General features: G+C 35.9%; 15 protein-coding genes. 2 read left to right on the top strand and 13 right to left on the bottom strand.

The window, feature by feature from the left end; all coding sequences use genetic code 11:
- Positions 1-11: 11 nt before the first annotated feature.
- Positions 12-1,784 (top strand): cache domain-containing sensor histidine kinase, encoded by a 1,773-nt coding sequence (locus HNQ94_RS15195; protein ID WP_174496990.1) that lies wholly within the window; start codon positions 12-14, stop codon positions 1,782-1,784.
- Between the two features lie 4 nt (positions 1,785-1,788).
- A complete protein-coding gene (locus HNQ94_RS15190; protein WP_174496989.1) occupies positions 1,789-2,919 on the top strand; it encodes a response regulator transcription factor in 1,131 nt (376 codons plus the stop codon).
- A 50-nt stretch (positions 2,920-2,969) separates the two neighbouring features.
- On the opposite strand, the gene HNQ94_RS15185 is transcribed toward HNQ94_RS15190, so the two are convergent.
- From HNQ94_RS15185 to pdxA, 13 genes are all read right to left on the bottom strand, one after another.
- The gene (locus HNQ94_RS15185; RefSeq protein WP_174496988.1) at positions 2,970-3,353 is read right to left on the bottom strand and encodes a cupin domain-containing protein; all 384 of its coding nucleotides are present in this window, start codon (positions 3,351-3,353) and stop codon (positions 2,970-2,972) included.
- A gap of 39 nt (positions 3,354-3,392) precedes the next feature.
- Positions 3,393-4,811 carry a four-carbon acid sugar kinase family protein gene (locus HNQ94_RS15180; RefSeq protein WP_174496987.1) on the bottom strand — a complete coding sequence of 473 codons (1,419 nt, stop codon included), beginning with the start codon at positions 4,809-4,811 and terminating at the stop codon, positions 3,393-3,395.
- Positions 4,812-4,833: 22 nt separating this feature from the next.
- Positions 4,834-6,144: a four-carbon acid sugar kinase family protein gene (locus HNQ94_RS15175; protein WP_174496986.1), complete on the bottom strand. Its 1,311-nt coding sequence runs from the start codon at positions 6,142-6,144 to the stop codon at positions 4,834-4,836.
- Position 6,145: 1 nt separating this feature from the next.
- Complete coding sequence (locus tag HNQ94_RS15170) at positions 6,146-6,910, bottom strand: DeoR/GlpR family DNA-binding transcription regulator (protein WP_174496985.1); 765 nt, start codon at positions 6,908-6,910, stop codon at positions 6,146-6,148.
- Positions 6,911-7,090: 180 nt separating this feature from the next.
- Positions 7,091-8,131, bottom strand: coding sequence for an ABC transporter permease (locus tag HNQ94_RS15165; protein ID WP_174496984.1), 1,041 nt, complete (start codon positions 8,129-8,131; stop codon positions 7,091-7,093).
- An 82-nt stretch (positions 8,132-8,213) separates the two neighbouring features.
- On the bottom strand, positions 8,214-9,212 hold the full coding sequence (locus HNQ94_RS15160; RefSeq protein WP_174496983.1) for an ABC transporter permease: 999 nt from the start codon (positions 9,210-9,212) through the stop codon (positions 8,214-8,216).
- A gap of 30 nt (positions 9,213-9,242) precedes the next feature.
- On the bottom strand, positions 9,243-10,709 hold the full coding sequence (locus HNQ94_RS15155) for a sugar ABC transporter ATP-binding protein (protein WP_217423891.1): 1,467 nt from the start codon (positions 10,707-10,709) through the stop codon (positions 9,243-9,245).
- A gap of 145 nt (positions 10,710-10,854) precedes the next feature.
- Positions 10,855-11,898, bottom strand: coding sequence for an autoinducer 2 ABC transporter substrate-binding protein (locus HNQ94_RS15150; RefSeq protein WP_174496982.1), 1,044 nt, complete (start codon positions 11,896-11,898; stop codon positions 10,855-10,857).
- A gap of 114 nt (positions 11,899-12,012) precedes the next feature.
- Entirely contained in the window at positions 12,013-13,104 is a 1,092-nt protein-coding gene (locus HNQ94_RS15145) for a M42 family metallopeptidase (protein WP_174496981.1), read from the bottom strand.
- A gap of 46 nt (positions 13,105-13,150) precedes the next feature.
- On the bottom strand, positions 13,151-14,674 hold the full coding sequence (locus HNQ94_RS15140) for an FGGY-family carbohydrate kinase (protein ID WP_174496980.1): 1,524 nt from the start codon (positions 14,672-14,674) through the stop codon (positions 13,151-13,153).
- Between the two features lie 81 nt (positions 14,675-14,755).
- Entirely contained in the window at positions 14,756-15,421 is a 666-nt protein-coding gene (locus tag HNQ94_RS15135; protein ID WP_217423890.1) for a cyclase family protein, read from the bottom strand.
- 29 nt (positions 15,422-15,450) lie between these two features.
- Positions 15,451-16,248, bottom strand: coding sequence for an SDR family oxidoreductase (locus tag HNQ94_RS15130; RefSeq protein WP_174496978.1), 798 nt, complete (start codon positions 16,246-16,248; stop codon positions 15,451-15,453).
- A gap of 187 nt (positions 16,249-16,435) precedes the next feature.
- Positions 16,436-17,440 (bottom strand): 4-hydroxythreonine-4-phosphate dehydrogenase PdxA, encoded by a 1,005-nt coding sequence (gene pdxA, locus HNQ94_RS15125; RefSeq protein ID WP_174496977.1) that lies wholly within the window; start codon positions 17,438-17,440, stop codon positions 16,436-16,438.
- Positions 17,441-17,454: the final 14 nt, after the last annotated feature.

Raw genomic sequence — 17,454 nt, 5'->3', positions numbered from 1 at the left:
AGGTCGAGCAGATGATCAACAAAATCCAAAGTTTAAATTTACGTACAAAACTTATGATCGTCATATTAATTACGTCTATTACACCACTGTTACTGTTAGGCTTTTTCACATTTCAATATATTTCGAGCGTGCTCCAAGAAGAAATTAGCGAGAACGAACTCGAAAAATTATCTTCTATTAATAATCAATTCACCTACTTCTTAAAAGACATCGAGCAAATGACACTCTTCTTCTATAAAAATGATTTAATAGAAGAAACATTAAAAAGAGACCCTGCTAGAAGCTTAGAAGAAAAGTATGAAGACTACGATAAAGTGAATGAAGTGTTTGAAACCATTATGGGAGTAAAGGATTGGGAAGTCGACATTTATGTCATCGGTTTAAATGGAGATCGCTATTTTTCCAACGAATACTTACCTAATCAATATAATAGAATAAGAGAAAACTGGGGAATCTTGCGAAAAGCGAATGAAGGACAAGGCACAATCGTGTGGGACACGAACTATTCGGTGAACCAACTAGACACAAAAGAAATCGTGTTAAGTGCTGGTCGCTTACTCGTTGATTCGGAAACGAACGAAAAACTTGGCTACATTCTAGTAGACATCCATGAGTCAGCGCTATCTAGCATCTATGAAGAAAATAATTACTATAACCGCCAGCAGTTTTTCTTACTAGATGAACAAGGCTACGTTATTTCAGGACAACCCGACAAAAGAAACGTTGGGACGAGGCTAGAAGCTGATTATTTTGATAGAGTTATGTCCCGGGACAGTGGTTTCTTTAAATTTGAGTGGGAAGAAACTCCATCTATATTAACGTACCATACAGCATCAGAGACCGGCTTAAAGTTAATTAGTATGATCCCATTAAATATCATTGAGCAAAAAAACAACCTAATCCGAAGCTTAACGTGGAATCTAGCATTATTAGGGATTATTTTCTCTGCTTGGTTAGCGTACTTTTTATCCAAAACGATTACGCAACCGTTGTACAAAATTATGTTTTTAATGAAGGAAGTAGAGAAAGGGAATTTAGACGTCCGCTTCGATTCCAAATTCCATGACGACATTGGTATTCTTGGGAAACGATTTAATCGGATGTTAAGACAGTTAAAGGTGTCTATTCAGGAAAGCTATGAGAAGCAAGTACGAATGAAGGACTCTGAACTAAAAGCTTTACGAGCACAGATTAATCCGCATTTCCTTTATAACACCCTAGAAACGGTAAACTGGCTCGCTCGTTTAAAAGGGGTAGAAGACATTAGCAAAATCGTCGTCTCCTTAAGTGACATTATGAAATACTCCGTTCGAAAAGGAGAAGACTTCGTCACGATTGAACAAGATGTGAAGCAGCTACAAAACTATTTAACGATCCAAGAGTATCGCTATAAAGATAAATTTGATGTCCAAGTGCATGTGGATGAGGAAATAAAAGACGAACGCATCCCTGCCCTACTGCTACAACCTATCGTTGAGAACGCCATTGTACATGGACTTGAAAACAAGATGGAAAAAGGAAATATCTCCATCTCTATTACCGAGCACGAAGCAAACATAAAAGTAGTCGTAAAAGATGACGGTGTCGGCATGAATGAAGAAACGCTTGAGATTGTTAATCGGAAAATGGAAGAAGGATTAGCAATGGAAGAGCTCGGAATTGGCATTGAAAACGTAAGAAAACGTTTATTCTTAAGCTACGGCGATAACTATTCCTGGAACCTTACATCAAAAGTTGACGAAGGAACGTGCATTGAAATAATCATTCCATACAAAGAGGGTTAGAGTCATGTTTAAACTATTAATTGTTGATGACGAATGGACAATTAGAGAAGGACTAGAGAAAACCATCCCTTGGGAAGAGTGGGGTCTTCAAGTGGTTGGCACAGCCAAAAACGGCTTTGAAGCACTAGATATGTTGGAAGCCAGGCAAACGGATGTACTTTTAACAGATATCCGTATGCCCGGGATGAGCGGGCTTGATTTGATTGCGACGTGTAAGGACAAATACCCTTCGCTTAAAATGATCATCCTAACTGGACATGATGAATTTGAATATGCCCAAAAGGCAATCAAATTAGGTGCAGATGACTTTTTATTAAAACCAACAAATGTCGATGAGCTAAAGGAAACGATGCTCAATATAACCAAAACTCTTAAAGAGCAACAAACAGAAAAAGCAGATTTAATCGCTTTAGTTGTAAAAGATTATATCGAGCATCATCAAGAAGAACACCTAACGAAACTCCAATCTTTTGAAACACTAAAGGCTAAATATGGAATGATGATCATAGAGTCTGATAATCTGCATCCTGCTAATCGGACAAACTGCCTTTTAATAGATAAGAAGGATAATAAAGAAATGTATCTTTTTCATTCTATTGAAAATGAAGCCCAATGGGATACGATTCTTTCAGATTATAAAGCTGAATTTGCGGATTGTGAAAGTAAAGTAGAACTTTCCTGCAGTCTACTGACGAGCGAACTTGATCAACTAGTTAGCATATATAAACAAGCAAACGTTGCATCCATGTCCTATTGTGAACAAGGTAACGTTACCATCTACAAATATAGAGATGAAAAATACACACTAGATTTTGAAGATGTTCTTATGTTCATTAACCAACATTACATGGAGCCTCTTAATCAAGTGGAAATGGCGAAAAAACTACACATGAGCAATAGTTACTTTAGTAGACTATTTAAGCAGCATACTGGAATGAACTTCGTCGATTATGTCACGAACAAACGCTTAGAAGTGGCAAAGGATCTATTAAAAACTACGAAGCTTAAAACGTATGAAATTGCCAATGAAGTAGGTTTTGTAGAAGCAAGATATTTTGGGCAGTTGTTTAAAAAACATGAAGGCTGTACACCTGGGGATTATCGGAGGAAGTTTGAAGGTCATGTTATATCTTAGAAAATATAAAAGATTAGAATGGAAAAATCATTCTAATCTTTTTCTTATTATTAATTTGAAGTAATTTCCTCAGGACGTATATTCTCTACTTGGCCATAAATGAACATGATATCTACTGATCCACCTTCATCATACTCAAACACATGCCATTCTAGTTCTGGGAAGTGCAGTAACATACCAGCTTCTAGTGGGATTCTTTCTCCTAAATTATCCTTGGCATCTCCATACCTAACATAACCTTTGTTAGACTCAATAATATATACGGTTTCTTCAGCATGATGATGTGGCTCCATTGGCCCACTTTGTTCCGAGTAATTGGCAAAGCCAACAGACATTTTATTACTGTCAACAGCACTATTTTTTCCAACTGCGCTTTGAATTACTCTTCCTGGAAGTGGATTAGGTTTTATATTAGATCTACTAACATACTTCATTTTAAAACTCCTCCCTATTTTATTAAAATTATTGACTATCTATTTCTTCCTATTCTCCAAAATATCTACAATACCAATTAAAGTATCCTCTTCCCCAACGTTACCTGGAAATACTATATAAGGAATATATGGATATTTTGAATTATTATTCGTTATCCAAACAGATACTCCCGGTACAATTTGACCCAATATCATGGCTTGTTTTATGTCTAACGCATCTGTGGCAATATCACTTGATGTAATACCACCCTTAGCAATGATATAACGGGGTTCAGCTTCTATGGACCTTACTAGTTGCACAATATAATTAGATATTTTTTTACTAATTTGTAAGCTTTGGACCTTATCTTTTGCTGATATTAACTCTCTACTACTATAGATAACTGTAGTATCTCCATGTTCGATACTCTTATTTATTTCCTCAACTAACTTTTCTAAATATGTTTTTGCTGTGCTAGAGTCTAGTAACTGTCCAACATTAATTTCAAATGATTTTACTGGTACTTTACTAATCAGAGCATTTAATTGAAGAGTAGAAACATTAACATGGGATCCAACGATGATTAATCCGCCTTTTTGTTTCGGAGTGCTTTGAAATATATCGCTATAAGAAAGGTAGTCTTTGTTAGGTATTCCGGAGTATGATTTTACGAATGATGCGGCAGTTCGATATAGAAACCTTTTCCCCCTATTTTCAGCTCTATGAACAGCAAGAGAAAACACATCTAAATCACCATAACTTAGAGCATTTACAATAACAGGGGTGTTATTTTCAAGTCCTTCCAAAAATGACTCTATTTCCTTTGAGCCTTTTCGGAGTAAATCAATAGAGATGGCCTTACAATCTTCTAATCTATAATCCCCACTCGTTTTTTCTACAACCCATCTTTTAAGATTGCCGTTGCTATAGCCAAAGGTTTTGTCATTTGCAAATTCCGTTTTATTTACAGGTGTCCACTTGTCATCTTGCACAATATAATGAACATCCTCAAATGTCATTCGACCGGCCTCAAAAAAGGCCGGAATGATAAAATGGGCATCGTAGTTTTCCGATTGTTCGTCCTGCATTGTTTTTGCTAACACATCTGTTTCAATAGGATAGTGTCCCCTCATAGTAGAATCACTACGACTTATTAGGGTAAAGGGTATAGCTTCTTCCCTTGATACCTCACATAAATGAGTTGCAATTTCTTTATGTAAGATTTCGGTCTGGGATGATGTTAGACTTCGAGAGTTTGTCAAAATAAAAAACAGAGGTTCATTACTTAAAAAGGCTTTTTTCAACTCTTCTTTGGTCCACTCCGTAAGTATCGAAACTCCATGAACAGTTTGAGAGCCTGTTGGATCATCATCGAGAACTACAATTTTCTTTTTGCTTGATTGGACTATTTCTCTTACTTTCTCTTTGGCTCCGGGTTCTTCCCATTCTATTTGATAGTCAATTAATTCTTGTTTCATTTAACCAACTCCTACATTGCCTCTAAACGTTGGGAACCTTATTTCTTTTTAATTTTTTACTCAAATAAATAATACTTTCATAAATTGCAGTTGAGTCTCCAATTAGTCCACCCTTGGTCACAATAGGTAGACCATCGAATTCACCATCAGCAATTTCTGCGAAAGCAACTAGTGGCATAATTTCATCAATTAGATTAATTCCACTCGCCTTCACATTTTTACAAAAAGATGACGTCACATCTCCACCACTAAAGAAACACCCTTTTATAGAACCATTAGAATATTGTAAAATCTGTTTACTAATTTCAGCTAGTCCGTCCGTTATCCTCTTCGCTAGTAAATCGTCTGAAACCCCTTCCAATTTTGAAATACGTTTAAAATCTATCTTTGGAAAATCAGGGTGGTTAGTGGTAACAATAATAACAGATTCTTTATTAACAATTTTTGTAGCCTCACGTACCACTCGAGTAACTTCTTCGTTCCACTCATTGCTAAATGTTGCTAGTTTACTAGGTTGAACGAAAATCGGTTTAGCTTTTAATTTATTGACTAAAAATTGAATTTGACCTTGCGTAACAGAAGTTGCACTTCCTATGGAGACTAAGATTTTCGCTTTGTCTTGTTCTTGAAGATTGCTTGTTTTTTCTACAAAATAATTTGTTAACGGTCCTGGATCTATAGGAATTAGTTGCTTATGCTTAATTTTAGTCATAGATTCGGCGATCGACTCAATATGTTCCTCGGTAATAGCATCACAAAGTATTAACCGAGCTCCATTTTGGATATGATTGCTGATTTCCTTTTCAATCACAAGGCTTCCTTCTGAAACCTTATTTAATGGTATTAACTCTACTTTTTGCTTAGTCTGCTTATTTAAAATTGAGGGTAAATAGGAGTCACAAAGGGGTGTAACAGGATCATTTGCAACGTCCGACTCCTGTAACGGTATACCATTCACTAACATATATCCCCCTGTAACAATTCGGTTCGTGGCAGGAAAAGAGGGGACGATGATACCAACTGTGTCTGTTATATGATCCAATAAAACATCAATTTCCGGACCAATATTACCTCGGAATGTACTATCTATTCTTTTACAAATGATATCAGTTTCCCATTTTTGTAATTTTCGTATTGCTTCTCTTACTCTTTCTTGTGCACATTCAGGGGAGGTATACCGACTATCCGTATCAATACAAACAGCAGCGTCTATTTCAGGTATATTAATTTCCTTATCATTAAAATTCGTAAACGTTTTTAAGCCTTGTTGCGTCAACTTGACCCCGGTCCCGTTGGCTCCCGTTAAATCATCTGCAATAACCCCAACCTTCATATTAATTACCTTCCCCATAAATAATTTTTATTTTCGTTCCGTATTCGTCTACAATGGAGGGTTTAATATTAGAATCCGTAACTAATCCTTCTATTTCTGTTAGACTACAAACTTTCGAGAAAGCTTTCTTATTAAATTTACTAAAGTCTGCTAAGAGCCAAGTTTTTTCGGAGGCTTTAACCATTAATTGTTTAATTAAAGACTTTTCAAAAGTTGGTGCTGTAACTCCATGATCTAAATCAATAGCGTGTGCCCCTAAGAAAAAGATGTCGGCATGAATGATAGATAGCATATTTTGAGTAGCTGTACCATAAAGAGCACCAACTCCTTGTTGTAACTCACCACCAGTTACAATGACATGATTTGAACTTTCTAGTAATTCATTAGCAATTTTCACATCATTGGTAACAATAGTTAAATCATTTCGGTTTTTTAATAATTTAGCTAGCTCTAATGTTGTAGTTCCCGAATCCAATATGATAGTTGAATTTTCCTTAATTAATTGGAGAGCTTGAAGTGATATCGCTTTTTTTTCTGCAATATTTTTAGTCATTTTAGATGAGTAAGGAATTTCTTCTGAAACAGAATCTACTGAAATAGCTCCTCCATGTGTTCGAATCACTATACCGTTTTTTTCTAGTTCTGTAAGGTCTCTCCGAATAGTCATTGAAGATACATCTAACTGTGATGAAACCTCTTCAATGTCAATTTTTTTATGTATTTTAATCTGCTGCTCTAACCACTTTCTTCTTTCAAAAGGTAGCATTATTTTCAGACCTCACTTATTGTTTGTTTAAATCTAACATCCATTTTGTTATATTTTGTTCGATCATTCAAACTTACAATTCAAATAAAAAGAGATACTCCTTTTCATAAAAGTACCTCTTATATTATTTGGTAAATCAAAAACTAAATCGTGTCATCACCTAACAATTAATACAAATACCTAAGATAGTTTACTTATCTTTTTGTTGTAAAATAAATTAGCCAATAAAACGATGATTAATACTGTACCCCACATAAAGTCTTTAAAAAAGTTACTCACTTGAAGCATACCAAGCCCACTGGATAGAATTTGCATCGTAATTACAGCCATAACCACTCCAGCTACTTTACCTCTACCACCGTAAGGATTGACCCCACCCATAACAGCAACTAGTATTGCTTGTAAAAGGTAGGTTGTGCCAAAATCTGCTTTGGCTGCATTCGTTGCTGCTGTCATTAACAAGCCTGCAACTGCTGCAAGTAGACCACTTATTACATACGCCTTTATCGTAATAGACGTTACATTTATCCCAGAGAATTTTGATGCAGTAGGGTTAGATCCAGTCATTTGCAATTTTAGTCCATAATCTCTCAAGTTCAAAACAAAGTATGAGAAGATAACAAACATAATAAATATGATTAATGGAAAAGGAATCCCAAAAAGAGTGCCTGCGCCTACTTCTGAAACGATTGTTGGTAAACCGACAATCGATTTTCCTTTCGTCAATACAAGAGCTATACCCATGTATAATTGCATCGTTCCAAGGGTAACTATTATTGCCGGAATTCCAACAACGGAAACCAAAATACCATTAAATAATCCAGCAACACACCCAACTAATAATGCACAAACAATACTTAACAAAATATAAAGAGTTGTTACACCTGCAGAAGCATCCGCAGGAATATACTGAACCATTATGATTGATGCCATAATCGCAGACAGGTTAGCGGTACTAACAACGGATAAATCAATACCCCCAGAAACCATGGCAAACATCATAGCAAGTGTTAATAATCCTAAAATAGGAAATTGGTTTGCTATGGAAAGCATCATACCTTGTGACAAAAACACATTAGGATTAATGATTGCCATAATCGCGAAAACACTAATCATTATAAAAAACAATAAAGTTAAATCACCATACTTATCAATAAAATCTTTGTTTAAGTTGAAACGTCCTTGTTTTTTATCTTCATTAACATGAAGTGGGTTAGACATTCTTTACACCCCTCTGCCATAGTCATTGTACCCGTTCTAGCTTCCAATTTAAATTCCAATTAACATACCTAAAGGAATTATGTTACTCCGTCATGATAGGATTTCTCTTCTCAAGCGATCTTTTTACTTGAATTGCGGATAATCCAGTACCTATTAGGATTAGCGCACCAATTACAAAGCGTTGCCAATAAGAAGGAATCCCTAACAAGATAAGACTATTTTGGATAATCAAGATCAATAATAGTGCGATTAATGATCCATAAATAGTTCCATGTCCACCAGTAATTCTAGCTCCTCCTAATACAACAGCAGCAATTATTAATAGTTCCCCACCTAATAAATCACTAGCGTTTGAATTACGAGTCATGATTGTATGGATAACTCCTGCTATCCCAGCTAGAGTACCAACGAAACAGTAAACAAATACTTTTATTTTCACAGAAGAGATCCCCATACGTTCAGCCGAAACCTCATCCCCACCTAAAGCGTAAATAGATCTGCCAATCATTGTATACTTTAGTAAAAACCACCCTAAAACGGCGATTGCTACTGTAATTAAAAATACGACTGGTATACCTATCGTTCCATAGTCTGTGGTGATTTCAAAAATTCTAGTTTTTGAAAGATTTGTCATAGCTTCTGGCAACCTTGTAATTTGTCCATCATCGATAAATGTTAATAGAAAACCACTATAGATGGAAGCAGTTCCCAGTGTCACAATAAGTGTTGGTAACTTTAAAAATGCGATAAAAATAGAGTTAATGAATCCTAGAAATAGTCCGATTAGTGCTCCAATTACAAAAGCAAAAATGACAGGAACATCAAAATCCAAACTCGTTATAATAGAGGTAGTCGTATACATACTAAATGCTGCTATCGCTGGAAAAGATACATCAATTCCACCGGAAATTAAAACCAATAACGTACCAATGACAAATATTCCAGGTACAATTCCACTACGAATTAAATCAAACCAATTATTAATAGAAAAGAATGTACTATTTTGACTTCCAATATAAAAAATTAATAATACTAGTACGATAGTTATATAGAATTCATTAGTTTTCAATATTCGTTTCATTGTCCACCAACTCTCATTAATAATTAAAATCTACCTACTCATGGCATATTCACTAATATGATCTATCGAAATTACTTTACCTTTGTCCATCGTTACAATTTTATTGCAGTTTTGTTTTAACTCAGGTATATCATCCGAGATTAAAATAACTCCCATACCTTTTCTAGCCTGCTCTTTAATAACCTCGTGTATTTCTTCCTTCGATCCAATGTCGACCCCAACGGTTGGGCTATTTAAAATTAATATATCAGGTTCACTAGCTAACCATTTAGAAAGTACAACCTTTTGTTGGTTCCCTCCAGATAATACACTTACATTTCGTTTCGGAAACTTAGCTACAATTCCTAGGTTTTTTATCCAATAATCTACGGAATTTTTCACTTTGTTATCACTAATTAATCTAAATTTTTTCAATAAATTTTCAACAGTCGATATAATGATATTTCTCTCGATTGACTGTTCCAAAATTAAACCTTTTGTTAATCGGTCTTCAGGAACATATACAATTTTTCTTTTAACGGCTTGCCTTGGATTTTTAATTTTAGCTTCTTCTCCGTTAATTTCCATAGTTCCTGAGTCTGAAGCTGCAATTCCAAAGATAGCCTCTGCAAGCTCCGTTCTACCAGACCCAAGAGTACCGGTTACGCCTACAATATCCCCTGGATAGATTTCTAAATTAACGTCTGCAAACATATATTTTAAACCAAAATTCTTCAATTTCAGTAGTGGTTTCTGATTTTCATTAAACTCAGATTCATATGTTGTTTCCTTAATTTCTCTACCAGTCATGTGATAAATTAATTGATTTGTGTCTAATTCACTTATGAGTTGCTCGGTCACATTTTTACCGTTCCTCAATATAGTGGCACGTTCTGCAATTGTGAAGATTTCTTCTAGTTTATGGCTTACAAATAAAATAGAAATCCCTTTTCTTTTCAGATTACTAATAACATTAAAAAGCGATTGAACTTCTTTGTCTGTTAATGCTGTAGTCGGTTCGTCCATGACAATTAACCTCGCATTAAACAGAAGGGATCTGGCAATAGCAATTAATTGCTTATCTGCTACCGACAAGTTTTCAACTTTTTCATTAATATCAATATCTACATCAATAGTTTCTAAAGCTTGCTTGGCAATTTTTTCAAACAACTTCCAATTAACCAATTTTTTGTTGTTTGACATTTCATAACCCATTGCAAGATTCTCTTTAACCGTTAAATTTGGAAAAACAGAAAAATCCTGGTAAATAACTTGAATACCTTCTTGAATTGATTCTTGGGTGTGTAACCTTTTATATCTTTTTTTATTAATAAATATTTCACCATGATCAGGTGTGTGTACTCCAGATAAAACCTTAATTAACGTTGATTTTCCACATCCATTTTCTCCTGCTAAACAGTGGACTTCACCAGGGTATATAGTTAAATTGACGTTTTCTAGGGCCTTTACGCCACCAAAGTTTTTGCTTATTTCTTTCATCTCGATTAAAGGTTCCAAGAGAAATACACCTTCCTTTCAACTAGACATTCGGTACGAACATAGAGTTAAAAAACTGTTGAAACGACAAAAATTTTAGATATGTAATCAGCCTAGGAGCACGCTTATACGAAAGTATTTACATGCTCCTAAGTGATTTTTTTAATTAAAAATTATATTCGTCTAGGTTATCTTTATCAACTTTTACATATGCATTACCGTAGATGTATTTACCATCTTTTACAGTTAAGCTGTCATAACCTTTAATACCAAGATCTAAGCCAGTTTGAATTTCATCTTTTTTACCGTCAAGAATCATAACTGCTAATGTGTTCATCGCATATGCTGCGTCAGCAGGATCCCAGAAAGTAATTGCGTTTATTGAACCATTTTCAATATACTGACCACTAACAGAAGGTACACTCGTTCCAACTACAGAAATCTGACCTTCTAGCCCTAATTCTTCAATAGCTAAAGCCGCTCCAGGTGCATCAGTTGAAGCTGAACCTTGGAAACCTTTTAAGTCAGGATGTGCTTTTAAAGTTTCTCTGAATTTCTCACTAGCAGTATTCAAATCATCACCAGTCTCAACTTCTGTTACTACCGCTGTCATGTTAGGATAGTTATCTAGTTGGTGTTGATGAGCCGATTGAACCCATTCCATATGTGAATTACTTGTTAAACTTCCTACAGTTGTCATGTATTCGCCTTCTTCACCCATAGCTGCAGCAAGGTTATCCATTAAGAATTTTCCATAATCAGAGTTGTTGAAAGCTTCAATATTGAAGTCTACGTTTTCCATACCATCAGCTTCGTGTGAAATAACAACAATTCCTGCATCTCTAGCTTTCTTTAAAACAGGCTCCAATGCTTCAGCAGAGAAAGGAACTACTGTAATAGCATCAACTTGTTGAGCAATTAAATCTTCAATAATTTGCACTTGTTGTGCTGCATCCGCTTGTTGAGGTCCTTGTTGGAAAGTTTCATGACCAGTATCTTCACCAAACTTATCAACACCTTCTTCCATACGGTCAAACCAAGCTACACCTGATAGCTTTACAACTGTTGCAATTTTGTATTTACCATCATCACTGCCACCATTTGAATTACCATCATCTGAATTACCAGATGCATCAGAGTTACAGCCAAGAAGTACAACGGACATGATAAGCATTAAAAGTCCCACTAAAAATAATTTGTTCTTTCTCATTTTTTTCTCCCCTTAAGAGTTTTTTTGGAAATAATTTTGAAACATGTTTGACAGTTACTAGTCACCTCTTTTCCATATAAAACATTTTATATATGGAAATTTCCTTTTTGGAAATCATCCTCGTTTCACATTAAAGCCTTTATTAAAGGAATGTACTAACTTCTCCGTTAACTGAATTAGTTTTTCTACATCATGTAAATCAACTGATTCGACTGGTGCATGTGTATATCTAGCCGGATAGCCTAAATCAACGAAAGCAATCCCATCATTTTCTAACTGCGCAAACGATGCATCTGTTAACATCCCGATAAACGCAGCATCCTGGAGAGGTATTTCATTTTCACTAGCTACTAACCTAACATGGTTGACTAGTTTAGGATTTGGAATTAATCCCCCCAATGTTCCCCTACCATGGAATGTATAAGTTGCAATGCTTGGTCCTGCTCCAAATTGGATATCAGCTACCCCTTCTAGATCAGGAGTATCAGTTGCCAGTGTAAGATCAATCGTAATTCCAACATGAGGCTTTATATCCCGTACAGCAGGCAAAACGCCTCGTAAATTAAATTCTTCCTGCACGGAAAACACGATGTATAGTTCGCAAGGTAAATGCTGACCTTCCAAACGTTCAATCAATTCCAGTAAAGCTAAACATCCTACACGATTGTCGATTGCATTACTGAAAACAATGGAATCATTACTGAAAAACTGCCTAGAATAAGCTACCGGCGTTCCAATCCTAATACCAGCATCCATCACTTCTTTTTTACTACGAAAACCAAAATCAGCATAAATATCATTCACACGTTTTACTGAATATTTTTCATTTTCTGGAGTAATATGATGGGATTTTGTGCCAATAATGCCTTGCCATTGCTTTTCACCTGTGTCGATCACAAGGGATTGGCCAGCTAAGCTTTTTTCCGGTATTCCACCTAAACGTTCCACTCTCAAAAATCCATTTTCTTCTATTCTTTTAACAATAAGACCTAGCTCATCCATATGCGCAAAAACCATTACTCGCAAAGGATCCTCATCTTTACTTGTATTTAGTTTTACTGTTACGTTCCCTAGGTTATCAACCTTCACGTCATGATTGGGGATGCTGTTTTTGACATAATTGATAACCTTATCCTCATGTCCAGCTAGTCCAACGATTGATGTTAGGTGCTGAAGTTTATCTTTTAATCTATTTATATTGCTCACTTTTTTCCTCCTACTAATGAATGAAGTGATAAGCTTGTTGCGACTGTTAATCCATTAATAATTTTGTGTTTTCATACAGCTTTCTATATTTTTCATAATTACGTTCTAGCATTTCGTAATTTTCTTGCTTTGGTTCCACCTCGTAAGCTATTTCTACCCATTGGTCAATATCTTCTAGCTTGGAATACCATCCTAATGCCATTGCGCAAAGAAAAGCATTTCCATAAGAAGCACCAACGATCGTTTTCGGGACAATTTGCTTTATTTGACAAATATCACTTACACTTTGTAGCCAAAGCTTACTCTTCACTCCGCCACCAACTACTAAAATTCTATTAATAGAAGTGTTTAGCTTTTTCATTTCATCAATGTTATGTCGGATGGAAAATGCAATGCCTTCTATGAGCGATCGGTATATATCAGCACTAGTGTGTCGAAGAGTAAGGCCAAACATCATCCCTTTAGCATTACCGTGGTTTATAGGAGTTCTTTCCCCACTAAAATACGGAAGGGTGATTAATCCATTTGATCCGACCGGACTCTTTTCTGCTTGCTCCGTGATATATGTATACATGTCGGAGACTTCTACGTTTTTTAATTCTTCTTTATCTTTAAATTGAAGCATGAGCTCGTCTACATACCATCTAGTTAAAGATCCAGCAGTAGCTGTTCCACCAGTTACCGTATAAAGTCCTTCCACCCCATGAATATTAGGCCAAAACTTTTTCGTTTTTTTGAAGGAATCCGTAACGTTAATAAAGAAAGTGGAACTTCCGTACATTAGCATTAAATCTCCCTGATTAATGGATCCAATACTAATGGACTCCGACAAGGCATCTACTGTTCCAGCAATTACTTTCGTTCCTTGCAATAGACCAGTTTCCAATGCAGCTTTTTCATTTACTTCACCGATTATTTCATTACTCCATACCAAATCAGGTAACTTTTCTATCTCTGTAATTTTCGAAACTGCTTCTTGATCCCAAGACAATTTGTGAATATTCATTAATGGCGAATAGGATGCCGCCGTGTATCGATCGATGATTATTTCGCTTGTTAGCTTATATACGATATAACCGGATCCACTTAAGAACTTGTAGGTCTTCTCATAAACTTCCGCTTCATTTCTTTTTATCCAAAGAATTTTTGGACCTTGTGATTGAGCGGAAAGATATTGACCAGATATTTCAAAAATGGTTTCTTCTCCCATTTCGGCATTAAGTAAATTAATTTCTTCATGAGAACGTGTATCTACTCCGTATAAAATTGCTTTTCTTAACGGATTACCGTCTTTATCAATCGGGACTACTGCTGGACCAATAGAACTTACACCAACAGCCAATATATCTTTTGGTAAAATCCCCATTTTCTTTACTTCATTTACGACGTAATTACTTATTACTTTAAAATCGTTCCACCAAACACCTTCAGCATCGTGCTCTGCCCAGCCTGGATTTGGAACTTCCATTTTATGAGGAACTGATTTCGTAACGATAATCTTACCGGAGCGGTCTACCAGCACCCCTTTCGATTCATACGTACCAATATCAATACCTAACACATAGGCCATGTGACGTCCCTCCTAAATTTTAATGAAAGAATAAAATCTATCACTCTATGAAAGGGGTTACATTTATTTACAGAAAAAATTTTATTCAAACTTTATCGCAACAGCTCGTACAGGCGCACCGCCAAAACCTTGTAATTTAAGAGGGGCTGCAGATAAAAACCAGCGTTCTTCCGTAAACAACTCTTCTGTTAAATTTAGTTCTTCTAAAGGCCACACTTCATTACTTAACAGAACTTCATGTGCTGGGGGACCATTTCCTTCTGCCCATCCACCGATACTTAATCCATCAATACCGACACCTTTAACCTGTTTTTCAACTAACCATTCTGCACCCTCTCTAGATAAGAAAGGCCACTCATAATAGTAATCATTTGAATATCCTCTTTTTTCACTCCATCCCGTACAAAGTAAAACGATGTCACCCGGTTTCACTTTATCCGCATATGGCTCTAAATGCTTTCTTCCAATTGGTTCTTCTGGTGCAATGCCAAATAGATTAATCGGTACAGCTTCACCAAAAAATTGGCCAATCGGGATTTCGTCTACTTTTTTCCCGTCTGGATAAAAGTGGAATGGTGCATCCATATGTGTTCCTGTATGGACATTTAAATCTAATCTTTCAGCAGTAAAACCGTCGACAGGATATACTGCTTCATAATTCACCGTTGTCATTTTATATGTAGCCCATCCCGGACAGTTATGATACAAAGGTTGAGATAAATCAATGATCTTTTTAATGTTAACCATCATCTTTCCTCCCTTTTAAATAGTAAGAATTATAATTTAATGTCTGATAATAGCTCTCCAGGCCAAGTGTAAGCCATGTGTCCACCGTCAATTAAAATAGATTCGCCAGTTACATAGCTGCTATCATCTGAAGCTAAGAATAGCACTACTTTACCTACTTCTTCTGGTCTACCTAATCTACCCATTGGATCAACTAGTTCATAGGACTTTTTGAACTTTTCAGCTCCTTCTACTCCAAGAATTTGCTCAATTAATGGGGTATCAATTGTTCCCGGTGCAATCTGATTCACACGAATGCCATCTCTTGCATAATCAATAGCCATAGTCTTTGTTAAATTGTGTACGCCGCCTTTTGCAGCATTATATCCAGAGCGGTTGAAGTCTGCTCCAATTCCAGATACAGAAGAACAGTTGATGATAGAACCACCGTTGTCCAACATTAAAGGAATGATATATTTACTTACTAAGAATGTTCCTCTTAAATCAACGGCCATAATCTTATCCCATAACTCTGTTTTATACTCGTGTAACTTACCACCAGCAGTGTCGATACCAGCATTATTGAATAAAACATCTACTCTACCAAACTTTTCTTTACATTGCTCTGCAAACTCGATAACACTCTTTTCCTCCGCTACGTCTACATATAACGCAGTTGCTTCACCATTGTTTTCTTTAATTTCTTTTACAACAGCCTCTGCAGCTTCCATATTAATATCAGCACAAATCACATGTGCCCCTTCTTGTGCAAAAACAAGCGATGTTGCCTTACCAATTCCAGATCCTGCTCCTGAAACAATTGCAATTTTTGATTCTAATCTTCCCATTTTTTACATCTCCTTAATGAAATTAATTTTAAGAGTGAATAATGCTGTTAGTTGAATCAAAATAACATCCAAACTAGCGATGAATAATGACTAAAAAATCTACCATTCTATTACTTAGCAACAACTCTCACATAACAGAATTTTCTGAGATTTATAGGTAAAAAAATTCTTTACACGGTCGCTTACTTTAAGAAACCGTGTAAAAAGCCTTAGAATACTTAGCTGCTAGTTTAATACATTCTTCCATACTTACACTACTAGCAATTCCCTTACCAGCAATATCAAAGGCTGTGCCATGATCAACAGATGTACGAAGAAACGGTAAACCATTTGTAATAGAAATAGTTCGTTCAAAATCTGTCATTTTAGCTGCAATATGTCCTTGGTCATGGTAAAGGGACAACACAGCTGCGTATCTACCATTTAACGCGTGATGGAATACAGAGTCTGCCGGTACTGGACCTAATGCTTTAATTCCACTATTGACTGCCGCCTCAATACCAGGCTCAATTTCATCTACTTCTTCCCTGCCAAAAAGTCCATTCTCCCCAGAGTGAGGATTTAATCCTGCTACAGCAATAACTCGATCCTCAATACCTAGCTTTTTCAGTGTTTCATCACAACGGATTAAATAATCATAAACACGTTCCTTTGTGATCGTGCCAATCGCATCCTTTAAAGACAAATGACGTGTAAGGAAAAAGATTCTCATATTACGAACTTCAAACATCGTTAGAGGATCATGTGAATTTGTCAACGCTTCCAACATTTCGGTATGTCCAGTATACGGAACATTAGCTGCCTGCAACGATTCTTTATTAATTGGTGTAGTTGCTATAGCGCTTACTTTTCCATCTAATGCTAATTGTATTGAACTTTCGATATACTCAAAAGCTGCCTTTCCAGCTTGAGCTTGAACCTCACCGAATTTTAGTGAAGAAATATCAAGGTTATCAAGTGATATGATGTCGACAGTACCCCACTCATACTTTCCTTCAGCAGGATCACTAATTTCATTAATCTTTAACTTTGTTTTCGTAATGCTCATCGCATTTTCGATAACCGTTTTATGACCAATAAGTAAAGGTGAACATTGATCATAAATTTCCTTTTTGCTTAGTGCCTTTACAGCAATTTCTGGACCTATTCCAGCGGGATCCCCCATTGGAATCGCTATAATTTTATTCCCCATGTATACACTCCCTT

Source organism: Salirhabdus euzebyi, assembly GCF_014207435.1.
Classification (GTDB): Bacteria; Bacillota; Bacilli; order Bacillales; family Alkalibacillaceae; genus Salirhabdus; species Salirhabdus euzebyi.
This window is presented reverse-complemented; position numbering and strand designations above follow the sequence as displayed.